8 protein-coding genes are annotated in these 11077 nt (G+C 48.6%); 5 read left to right on the forward strand and 3 right to left on the reverse strand.

Annotated features, from left to right (window positions below; translation table 11 throughout):
• Positions 1–10: 10 nt before the first annotated feature.
• Positions 11–367 (reverse strand): helix-turn-helix domain-containing protein, encoded by a 357-nt coding sequence (locus tag VFS25_RS18115; protein ID WP_326463579.1) that lies wholly within the window; start codon positions 365–367, stop codon positions 11–13.
• 490 nt (positions 368–857) lie between these two features.
• Here VFS25_RS18115 and VFS25_RS18120 point away from each other — a divergent pair, with 490 nt between their 5' ends.
• Positions 858–1601 carry a carbohydrate-binding family 9-like protein gene (locus tag VFS25_RS18120; protein WP_326463580.1) on the forward strand — a complete coding sequence of 248 codons (744 nt, stop codon included), beginning with the start codon at positions 858–860 and terminating at the stop codon, positions 1599–1601.
• 11 nt (positions 1602–1612) lie between these two features.
• Positions 1613–2695, forward strand: a complete 1083-nt coding sequence (locus tag VFS25_RS18125) for a family 10 glycosylhydrolase (RefSeq protein WP_326463581.1) — start codon at positions 1613–1615, stop codon at positions 2693–2695.
• Between the two features lie 441 nt (positions 2696–3136).
• Here the strand turns inward: VFS25_RS18125 and VFS25_RS18130 are convergent, their stop codons facing one another.
• Complete coding sequence (locus VFS25_RS18130) at positions 3137–5437, reverse strand: GH92 family glycosyl hydrolase (RefSeq protein WP_326463582.1); 2301 nt, start codon at positions 5435–5437, stop codon at positions 3137–3139.
• Between the two features lie 135 nt (positions 5438–5572).
• Between VFS25_RS18130 and VFS25_RS18135 the strand changes: the two genes are divergently transcribed.
• The 3 genes from VFS25_RS18135 to VFS25_RS18145 all read left to right on the forward strand — a co-directional run bounded on the left by VFS25_RS18135 (position 5573) and on the right by VFS25_RS18145 (position 9144).
• On the forward strand, positions 5573–6766 hold the full coding sequence (locus tag VFS25_RS18135) for a DUF5009 domain-containing protein (protein ID WP_326463583.1): 1194 nt from the start codon (positions 5573–5575) through the stop codon (positions 6764–6766).
• A 288-nt stretch (positions 6767–7054) separates the two neighbouring features.
• Complete coding sequence (locus tag VFS25_RS18140; RefSeq protein ID WP_326463584.1) at positions 7055–7516, forward strand: hypothetical protein; 462 nt, start codon at positions 7055–7057, stop codon at positions 7514–7516.
• On the forward strand, positions 7513–9144 hold the full coding sequence (locus tag VFS25_RS18145; protein ID WP_326463585.1) for a L,D-transpeptidase family protein: 1632 nt from the start codon (positions 7513–7515) through the stop codon (positions 9142–9144). Before VFS25_RS18140 ends, VFS25_RS18145 begins: the two co-directional genes overlap by 4 nt.
• Before the next feature lie 55 nt (positions 9145–9199).
• Here the strand turns inward: VFS25_RS18145 and VFS25_RS18150 are convergent, their stop codons facing one another.
• Positions 9200–9967, reverse strand: a complete 768-nt coding sequence (locus VFS25_RS18150) for a murein L,D-transpeptidase catalytic domain family protein (RefSeq protein ID WP_326463586.1) — start codon at positions 9965–9967, stop codon at positions 9200–9202.
• Positions 9968–11077 lie beyond the last annotated feature (1110 nt).

Genomic DNA, 11077 nt, shown 5'->3' on the forward strand with positions numbered 1-11077 from the left:
CCCGGCGCTGTTAGCAGATATTGGGAATGGTGCCGGAAAAATCGCACAGCTTTTCCAGCAGCGCGCACAGCTCCTCCCCTTTTTTTGTAAGCGTGTACACCACCCGGGGAGGCACCTCCTGGAAATGCTGCCGGGTAATGAGCGTGTTCTTTTCGAGCAGCTTTAAACGGTCGGCCAGTATGTGGTCTGTAATGGGCGACAGCTCTTCCTTGATGCCTGAAAAACGGTTATTACCTTCCTCAATACAGAAAAGGATTTCTGTGAACCACCTGCGGCTTAACAGCACCAGCAGCTCGTTCAGCGTACATTTACTCTCCAGGAAAGCTTGGTTCTGGTAGTTGCTTGAATTTACCTTCCTTTCCGCCATAAGCATATTTATTTAAGTAGTTACTATTTAAATAATGAGTTATTGCACAGGTAAGCGGGAAATGCTTGCTTTGTAATAGCGAATTGTAATTTGCTCTTCCGCATGTAATGCCTTGCCAAAGTAGTGGAATAGATTCAAACCGCAAACCGGAATTACATAAGCGGACAGGCAGGTTGAATGCGCGGAGCACCGGCCGGTAATTTGGCATATAACCTTCAGGGGCAGTGAACAAGTGGAACGGACAGTTTTTAATATCGGATTTCATCGGGGAGTCCTGCGCTGTTACCGGCGCAGGCTAACCGTTTGATAAATTGTTCCCGCCCGTCGTCAATGGCTGCATGTTGCAGCAAGAGATATAGTAAAAAAAACTATTGCATATTCCCTATCTTTACGATATATGCATCCTTTTACTTTCTATCAACGTAGCATCCGTAATATTTTAACCGGGGGATTATTACTTTTTTCAGCTGCTTTTGCACAAGCTCAAAATGTGGAGCCGCTGCACTATACCTGCTATCACACCAAACAGCAACCGGCCATTGACGGTAAGCTGAGCGACGCGGTATGGCAGCAGGCCGCCTGGAGCCAGGACTTCACCGACATTGAAGGCGACAAACGCCCGGCGCCGCCCTTACGCACCCGCCTGAAAATGCTGTGGGACGATCAATACCTTTACATAGCCGCGGAGCTGGAAGAGCCGCACATCTGGGGCAAGCTGCTGCAGCGCGATACCATTATCTTCCACGATAATGATTTTGAAGTGTTCATAGATCCTGACGGCGACGGCAAAGAATATTTTGAAATAGAGGTGAATGCCCGCAATACCGTTTTTGACCTGTTTATGCCGCGCACGTATAACGACGGCGGGCATGCGCTTATGACCTGGGATGCCAAAGGCATGAAAACAGCCATTGGCATAAACGGCACATTAAACAAACCCACAGATAAAGATAAATCCTGGACCGTGGAAATGGCCATTCCCTTTAAAGCCTTGCGCCTGCTGGGCATACCGGACGTGCCTAAAGACCGCTCCGTATGGCGTATCAACTTCTCCCGGGTGGAATGGGACACCGATATAAAGGGCGGCCAGTACGTTAAGAAAACCAACCCCGCCACCGGCAAACCGTTACCGGAACATAACTGGGTATGGTCGCCGCAGGGAGTTATCAATATGCACGTACCGCAGAAATGGGGCTACGTACAATTCTCCGCACAACCTGTTCAAAAGCCTTAAACTCCCCACATATGAATAAACGTAACTTTATAAAAACCCTGGGTGTAGGCAGCGTAGCGCTTATGCAGCCAGGATTGCCGGCAGTGGCCAAAGCTGCAGATGGCAAGGCAAAAGCAGCCGCGCCCAAAAAAATAGCGCACCGGGTATGGATCAATCCCAACCACCAGGATGCCGAAGCCGATATACAGGCAAGGTATGCCAGCTATAAAAAAGCCGGCATCAGCGATATATACTTTGAGGCCGACAGTGAAAAGCATTTCCGCATTGCTAAAAAGAACGGCATTAATGCCCACCGCTGGATATGGACCATGAACCGCGGTGAAAAGGAGCTGCTGGCCGCCCACCCCGAATGGTACTCTGTAAACCGCAAAGGCGACTCCTGCGCTACCCACCCGCCTTATGTTGATTACTACCGCTGGCTGTGCCCCAGCAAGCCGGAAACGCTCAATTACCTGAAAGAACAGGTAGAAAGCATTCTTTCCAAAGATTATGTAGATGGTATTCACCTGGATTATGTGCGCTACTGCGATGTAATACTGCCCGTAAACCTGTGGAGCAAATACGGCATAGACCAGTCCAGGGAGCTGCCGGAATATGATTTCTGCTACTGCGAAACCTGCCGTAACGCCTATAAGGCGGAGAAAGGCAAGGACCCGCTGGAAATGGAGCATCCTGACCAAAGCCCGTCGTGGCGAAAGTTCCGCTATGACCGTATTACCAATATTGTAAACAACCTGGCCAAAGTGGCGCAGCAGCATAAAAAGCCCATTACCGCTGCCGTATTTCCCACGCCGGAAATAGCCAAACGCATTGTGCGGCAGGATTGGAGCAACTGGCACCTGGATGCTGTAAACCCCATGATATACCACGGCTTTTACCGGGAAGATGTAAGCTGGATAGGTGATGCCGTAGCCGAAGGCATACGCGCGCTGGAAGGCCGCTTTCCGCTGTACGCCGGCTTGTTCCTGCCCGACTTCCACGGCAATATGGACGATCTGAAACGTGCTGTAAGCCTGGCCGTGCAGAACGGCGCATCAGGGGTATCGCTGTTCGGCGAGCTAACACCCGATGTATTGCACGCGATTAGCGCGTAATACGTGAATTATGAATTGGCAATTAATTGGAGGTGATGGACATATAGCGGCGTGTAGGAGCTGTTAATTCGAGTAATCAACTGAAGTGATGAGTAGTATTCCGGAGCCGCAGATGTAATTAACCACAAATCGTTTAATACGGAAAGTAAAGCGCACCGGCATTTTTTGAAGATAATTAGCACTAAAACGTTTTTGAAATAAAAAGTCCTGCATCTTTACGGTGCAGGACTTTTTAATTATGAATAATTTCAACAGTATCTATTGCTATTTACAATTCCAATCAATCAATCAATTCCAATCAATCTTAGTTATACCTGATTATCTTACAAACACAATTTTTAAATAACCATCGCCCAATTCGTAATTATTCTCACTCATAATTTACTTTTTTGGGTGCTCATGAATGTACATTTCGTAATTGACAATTCGTAATTAACCCGCTCATTCTATGAGCGAGTTCGGCCTGTCTGCCTCCGCCTTGCCAAAATCATAATTCGGTTTGTTGCCCATTGTAATGGCAAGGGTGCCGCCTTTTAAAATATCAGCATGCTGAATATAGCTTTTCGTATAAGGCTTACCGTTTAAAGTAACGCTTTGTATGTATTTGTTAGCTGCGCTGTTGTTCAGCGTTTGTACGGTAAAGGTTTTGCCGCCGGGCAACTGTACGCTGGCCTTGTCAAATACCGGGCTGCCGAAAACATAAATGCCTTTGGCCGGGTTTACCGGGTAAAAGCCCAGGGAAGAGAATATGTACCAGGATGACATGGCGCCTACGTCCTCGTTGCCGGCCAGGCCGTCGGGCCGGGTAGTGTAGAACTCCTGCATTACCTGCCGTACTTTTTCAGCGGTTTTCCACTGGTTGCCGGCATAGGCGTACATATAGGTAACATGGTGGCTGGGCTCATTACCATGTGCGTACATGCCTATCAGGCCCGAAATATCGGGAGAGGTTTCCGCGCCCATATCGCCCTTGGCGGCAAATAAGCTGTCGAGCTTTTTGGTAAAAGCAGCGTCGCCGCCCATCAGCTTAATCAGTCCTTCCACATCCTGCGGCACCAGCCAGGTGTATTGCCAGCCATTACCTTCTGTAAAGTCGCCTTTCCCGTGAATAGACTGGAAAGGATCATACGGCGTTTTAAAGCTGCCGTCGCTCATACGGGGGCGTACGAACCGGATGGTGCTGTCAAAATAGTTCTTGTAGTAAGCAGCGCGCTTGGCATAGGTGTTATAAACATCCATCTTGCCCATTTTCTTAGCCATGGCAGCAATGCACCAGTCGTCAATAGCATATTCCATGGCTTTTGATACGGACTCATACTCTTTATCTGCCGGTATGTAGCCGCGCTCTTTTATGTATTGCATGCCCAGGTCGTCGCGGGTAGAAGATACTTTCATGGCTTCCAGCGCAGCAGCGGCATCAAAGCCTTTAAATCCTTTCAGGTAAGCGTCTGCGATCAGCGGCACGGCATGGTAACCTACCATACAGTTGGTTTCGCTGCCCATCAGCGGCCATATAGGCAGCTTGCCCTGCTGCTGGTAAATGGCCAGCAGGGAGTTTATAAAGCTGTTAACACGGTCGGTATGTATCAGGGTGCTTAGCGGCGCAGCAGAACGGTAAGTGTCCCACAGTGAGAACACCGTATAGTTGTCAAAGCCCGGGTTCTGATATACTTTTTTATCTGTACCGCGGTAAGTGCCGTCGTGGTCATTGAACAGGGCAGGGCCTATCATGGTATGATACAAAGCAGTATAGAATACCCGCCTTTTGGCATCATCTGCCGTTTGTACGTTTATTTTACTAAGCTCTTTGTTCCATTTGGCATTAGCAGCGGCAACGGTTTTGGCAAAGTTCCATCCTGGAATTTCCGCGTTAATGTTAGCCAGCGCATTTTCGCTGCTCACAGGTGATATGCCTACTTTCAGCATTACCTGCCCCGGCGCTTTGTCAAAGGATATGATGCCTTTGGTGAATTTTGCCTTTAGCTCCGTGCCTTCTTTCTTCTGGTCGCCGTCATATACCGCAAAGTTTTTCAGCGGTACATTGCTTTGAATAGCAAACCACAGGCGCTGGTCTTCCGACCATCCTTTGGAAAAGCGGTAGCCTTCCAGGGTGTACTCATCTTTCTGGCGGATGTAGGTTTCTACCGGCGCATCCCAGCCAATGCCTTCTTTCAGGTCAACGATAATATGGGCAGGCTGGCCTTTGGGAAAAGTGTATTTATGAAAGCCTACGCGCTCGGAGGCGGTCAGCTCTACCTGTATATCCCGGTCATCCAGGTGCACAGCGTAATACCCCGGCCGCGCAATTTCACGCGAATGGGAGTAGTGCGATGCATAGCCCGCGGTAGGATTTTCCTGTGTGCCGTGGTTGGTTTTTACATCGCCGGTGTAGGGCATAATCAGCACATCGCCCAGGTCGCCAATACCGGTGCCGCTCAGGTGTGTCTGGGAAAACCCTATCACCACGCTGTCGGAATAGTGGTAGCCGGAGCACCAGTCCCACCCTTTTACAATATTGTTCGGGCCTACCTGTACTGCGCCAAAAGGAACGCTGGCGCCTACAAAAACGTGTCCATGTCCGCCGGAGCCGATATAGGGATCCACATAGGCAAGGGGTTTGCTTTCTGTAAATGATTGTCCCTGTATTTTCCGCGGCTGCTCTACCTGCGCGTTCACCTGCGCTCCTGTCATTACCAGCCCGGAGAAGGCCAGCATACAGGCATTCTTAAACCTCAAAGTCATATTAGCTGCTTTAAACCTCCAAGATACGTGGAGTAACTTATTTTTCCAGTAGTTTTTATGTGAAAGGGATTATAAAATTGCAATTATCAATGCTAAGTATTACTTTTCAATACAATCTAAATCCACGCCCTGTACATGATCAACCAATTATCCACGCATCGCATACTTTCCATCGACGCTTTCCGCGGTATTACCATCCTGGTAATGATATTTGTAAATGAGCTGGCCGGCGTAAGCGGCATTGCTCCCTGGATGAAGCACATGCCGGCAGATGCAGATGCCATGACCTTTGTGGATGTGGTGTTTCCTGCTTTCCTGTTTATTGTAGGCATGTCTGTTCCCTTTGCCATTAACCGGCGCCTGGCCAAGGGCGACAGCGTTATGCAGCTGCAGCAGCATATTGGCTGGCGTACATTGGGCCTGCTGGTGCTGGGGGTGTTTATGGTAAATGCAGAAGGCGGGTATAATGAGGCTGCTATGGGCATGTCTGTTCACCTGTGGTCACTGCTGTTTTTTGTATGCGTGCTGCTGGTGTGGGCGGTGTATAAGCTTGCTAACCGTACGGTGGTATATGTGCTGAAAGGAATTGGCATTGCGGGACTGGTGGCGCTGGCATTTATTTACCGCGGCGGCGACGATGGTACTGAATATTTGCAGCCGCGCTGGTGGGGCATACTAGGGTTAATTGGCTGGGCCTATTTATACAGCTGTATCTTTTACCAGCTGTTCAGGGGAAATGTATATGGGTTGCTGGCCATGATAGGTGCATGCACGATATTCTACATCATTGGCCATCAGCCGGCAGTACAGCAGTCTGCCGCCTGGCGCTGGATTACTTATCAAAGCGGTAATGCGGCGCATACCTCTATTGTGTTGAGCGGTATTGTGCTGTCGCTTATTTTCTTTGACCAGGCTACGCAGCGAAGCGTGCAGCAGCGGTTTATACAGGCCGGTGGATTTGCATTGATATTGCTGGTAGCCGGTTATTTCCTGCGCCCGTATTTTAAAATATCCAAGATATATGCAACGCCAACCTGGTGCCTGTACAGCGCCGCCATCTGCTGCATATTGTTCGCCTTCCTGTATTGGCTTATAGACCGCAGGCATCTCAGCGGGTGGACTAACTTCTTCCGTCCTGCCGCCGTCAACCCATTGTTAACATACACGATCCCATTTGTTATTTACGCGCTGCTGGAGCTGTTGCAGGTAAAGTACCCGGCCTTTATGCACCAGGGCTACACCGGTATGCTATGGTGCGTTTTATATGCCGTTATCGTACTGGGCATCGTAAAGGGCCTCAATAAAGCGGGCCTGAAGCTGCAGCTGTAAGCATATAAAGCCTGGTGTAGTGTTAATGCACTTCCATCACAATCACTTACTGCCTTTCGCACGGCTTCTCCTGCAGGTACGGCTAACGGACCTTGCCCGGCGTGCCACGTAAGGTGAAGCCTGGTGTAGTACTAATGTACTTCCGCTTGATACAGCTGCATCGTCATTCACACAGGCGGGCGCAGTCCGGTGCCGTACCTGCAAAGAAGCCCCAAAGAGCCCTGCAAAGAAGCTCAAAAAAAACCTGTAACCTATCCCCACAACCATGCGTTCCATAAAAAACAACCCATGACGAAACCATGCACTGTAGCATTACTGCTATTACCCCTTTTTGCGTGCAAAAAAGACAACGCACCCGCACCGCTCCACTACCATTATTACGAAGTAGGCATGAGAAATGATGCTGCCGCAAACTGGCAATGGCAGGACACTGCCTTTGTGGTAGCGGTGGCTGATACCAATACTACCCTTATTGCGGAAATCAATGCACAGTTAGCGTTACCGGCAGACCAGCGGAATAAGATTGTTGCAGGCACGTTAGTTGCAGGAGATGGAGGGTATAACACAAATGCATCTCATCATTTTAAATGGCACCTGGATGAAAACGACTGGCAGCTGACCAACATGACGATTGAACTATCCGACGGTTTGCCATATACAGATGTAGATATGCATTACAGCTACTGGATGGAGCGCGTGAAACGCTTTACGCCATGGGCGTCGTATATAAAGAAAGAAACTACACCATGAAACTGAAATGGCTCATCGTACTATTGCCCGCCGGTTTGCTCCTGCTGCTGGCTGGCTGCCGGCAGCAGAACAATAATAAAGGTAAACCCGAAATTACGCCGCGTAACCTGGCAATAAACAGCAGCAACGCCTATAACAACCTGTTCCTCGACAGTGCAGCCGTTGAAAAATATATAGCAGCGCAAAACCCTGGCGATACTATTGCCAATGCAATGCGCAGCTTTTATAATGCCCGTAATTTTGAGTACGCCTGGTTTGATGAGCTGGGGTTAACAGAGCAGGCCCGCGGCTTCCGCAGCCTTTACCATTACAGCAAAGATACCACGGAAGGTACACGGCGGCTGGAAACCCGGCAGGATGCGCTGATGAACGATGACGACAGCACCGTTAACCCCCATGATCCCGGCATTGTTAAAACAGAGCTGCAGCTTACCCAACGTTTTATACAGTATGCTCTCAATAAGTATGACGATATAAGCACAAGCCAGCTGGAACAGTTTATACCCATCCGCAAACAGCCCGTGTTGCAGCTGGCCGACTCCGTGCTGGCTATAGACAGCCGTGAACATGAGCAGTATAAAGCCGATAACCCGGGCTACGCAGCTATGGAAAAGCAGTTGGAAAAATATACGGGTATTGCCAAAAAGGGCGGCTGGCCGGCCGTTACAGCCGATAAGAAAAAATATAGGAAAGGAGATAGCGCACCCGCCATACAGCTGGTAAAGAAAAGGCTGCAGATCACCGGCGAGCTGGCCGGCGCCGATACCACAGCTTTGTTTAACGATACGCTGGAAGCAGCGGTAAAAAGTTTTCAGCAAAACCATGGGTATACGCCTACCGGTATTATCACAGACACGATCATACAGGATATGAATGTGCCGGCGTTAACCAGGGTACAGCAGCTGTTAATAAACATGGAGCGTATGCGTTGGGCGCCCGGCAGGCCGGAGGGGCAGCTGATAATAGTGAATATCCCGGAATACATGCTGCATGTTTGGGACGGTAATAAGAAAGTGTTTGATATGGAAGTGGTAGTAGGTAAGGAAGGCAGCAGCACTACGCAGTTCTCCGGCGACCTGAACCAGGTGGTATTTAATCCCTACTGGCATGTGCCCCGCAGCATTGTGCGCAAGGAGATACTACCGGCCATGGAAAAGAATAAGCATTACCTGGAAGAGAATGATATGGAGATTACGGGTGAGCGGAACGGCCTGCCGGTAGTACGGCAGCTGCCGGGTAAAAAGAATGCGCTGGGCCACGTAAAGTTCCTGTTCCCCAACAGCTTTAATATTTACTTTCATGATACGCCGGCCAAGTGGCTGTTTGAAAAAGATAAACGGGCTTACAGCCATGGCTGCATCCGCCTGAGCGATCCCCTTAAGATGGCCAATTACCTGCTGCAGGATATGCCGGAGTGGACACCTGAAAAAATAGACAGCGCCTTTAATAAAGGCGACAAGGAAAAATATGTACGCATTAAACATGCGGTGCCCGTGCTGGTAACCTATTACACTGCCTGGGTAGATGAGCATAACACCCTGCAGTTCCGCGAAGATATTTACGGGCACGACGCCCGGCTGGCGGAAAAGATGTTTACAGATGCCAAAATGATAGCGGCGGCAAAGTAGGGAGGCCCTCCCGTACCCTGCCGCCGCGGCTTGGCTTATAAGTAATGCCCTTGGTCTACAGCACCGGGGTGCTCATGGCAAGGGCCTTATTTGATTTCAGCATTTTTGAGTGGGCGATATAATTTTTATTATCGCTGTAAATGAACAGGCAGGTACCGCCTTTGAGCGCTTCAATCACTTCCTCATGTATCTCGTCCGGTATGGCGGGGCAGCCAAAGCTGCGGCCAATATATCCCTGGTTCTGGGCAAAATCTTCGTTTACATAGCTGGCGCCGTGCATTACAATAGCCCGGCTCATCGCATTGTCGTTAATGCCTTTTTCTGTGCCTTTCAGGCGTAAAGAAAGGCCGTGCTCGCCTATGTAGGTGTTATCTGTAATATAAAATCCCAGGCTGCTCTTGTGGCTGTTAATGGCATTGGAAAAGCTGGTTGCATTCAGCTTGCCCGAGTTTCTGCCATGAGATACCAGGGTATTGAACAGCAGCCTGCTGTTTTTAACATCAATCACAAACAGGCGCTTCTGGGTAGAGGGCAGGCTGAAGTCCACAATCGCAATCACGCTATCATTGCGGAGCTTGCCATCGGCCAGCAGGTGGTTAAAGCCTGCTAAACCGTACATGAACGCTTCCTGGGAAAGGCCCATTCCGCCCAGTTGCAGGCTGTCATACACCATGGCGCTGCTTACGCTGGCGGCAGGTACCGGTGCGGGCATCCGCTTTAGCCCCCTGCGGCTGCCGGACGACACATTTGCGGCAAATAAAAAAGAAAAAAGTACAATAGGAATTACAAACAGCTTGGCGCTGCGCCGTATAGGTTTCTTCATTTTCACAGTTCTCCTTGTTGACACGGATAATAAGTTTTTCTACAGGTATATGGTCCTGTTGTGTTTGGAATAGTTGCGGTTATAAAAAAGTATAACAAATATCCTTAAAATTTAAATAATTTCCATGGTTGAAGTCCCTTGTTTGCTGTTTTTTTAACATTTTGAAGACATTTTAAAACGGTTGGGACCGGTGCTTCGAAATGTTAGTGGCCTATTTTAGGAAAAGAGTAAAAACAGGCATTACAGGTACAGCCTGGCATCAGGTAGTTTTATGGCAATTCCTGGGAGCATTGCGGGAAAATACACTTTTACACCTGCGTTCAGCATGTATTTTTATAACCCTATCCCGTGGGCATTGCCGGGGCAACAAAAAGGACCACCCTTAACCTGGCCGGAAGTGCTTTCCTTTTTGCAGCTATCGTTATGCATTATCTTAAATGAGCCTATACACTAACCCTAACATTACCCCCATATAGCGCATTACTGCACGCTCCTGCAAGCACTGTCGGCCCGCACGCTTCATCACTTTATACCTATAGCATTTTTGCAACCGCTCCTTATCCCATAGCAATAATTATCAAATCCATTAGCCGTTTACGTTAGTAACAGCAGAAAAAAAATTTATACAATTTTTTTATCAAAAGTTGTTTTTATCAAAAAAATGTTCTCATCTTTGCACTGTTAAAAAAATCATAAAAAGCAAAACATGCAACGCATACAATTACATAAAATCGCAACGAACGGCTTTAGTCCCCTGGAGGACAGCACCGTTGGCGGGGCATGTTATGCTGCAGAATAGTTGAAATGACGAATTCGATATAACACAAGCCCCGCAAGCAATTGCGGGGTTTTTTATTTTAATGGAATAAATGTTTTGATTAAAAGAAAAGCAACAACATACAAATGCAGTTACTAAATATAACGGGCATACGATTTACAGGCATGAATGGTAAACAGCTACCAGGCAGCTGCCCCGTCATATGCAGTAAACTGCAGCATAGTAATGAAAATATTGAATGGTACTTCCGGTATAAACGGCCAGGTATTCACTGCACATAAGTAACCCTGCGTGCAGTCAAAAAGCCCGGTCGTACCAAGCGGCCGGGCTTT

The sequence above is a fragment of the Chitinophaga sp. genome (assembly GCF_035761305.1).
Taxonomy (GTDB): domain Bacteria; phylum Bacteroidota; class Bacteroidia; order Chitinophagales; family Chitinophagaceae; genus Chitinophaga.

What these genes read in the sequence shown, in the direction of transcription:
- VFS25_RS18135 (WP_326463583.1), top strand. Translation starts at nt 5,573, where the DNA reads ATGATCAACCAATTATCCACGCATCGCATACTTTCCATCGACGCTTTC.
- VFS25_RS18140 (WP_326463584.1), top strand. Translation starts at nt 7,055, where the DNA reads ATGACGAAACCATGCACTGTAGCATTACTGCTATTACCCCTTTTTGCG.
- VFS25_RS18115 (WP_326463579.1), bottom strand. Translation starts at nt 367, where the DNA reads ATGGCGGAAAGGAAGGTAAATTCAAGCAACTACCAGAACCAAGCTTTC.
- VFS25_RS18150 (WP_326463586.1), bottom strand. Translation starts at nt 9,967, where the DNA reads ATGAAGAAACCTATACGGCGCAGCGCCAAGCTGTTTGTAATTCCTATT.
- VFS25_RS18125 (WP_326463581.1), top strand. Translation starts at nt 1,613, where the DNA reads ATGAATAAACGTAACTTTATAAAAACCCTGGGTGTAGGCAGCGTAGCG.
- VFS25_RS18145 (WP_326463585.1), top strand. Translation starts at nt 7,513, where the DNA reads ATGAAACTGAAATGGCTCATCGTACTATTGCCCGCCGGTTTGCTCCTG.
- VFS25_RS18130 (WP_326463582.1), bottom strand. Translation starts at nt 5,437, where the DNA reads ATGACTTTGAGGTTTAAGAATGCCTGTATGCTGGCCTTCTCCGGGCTG.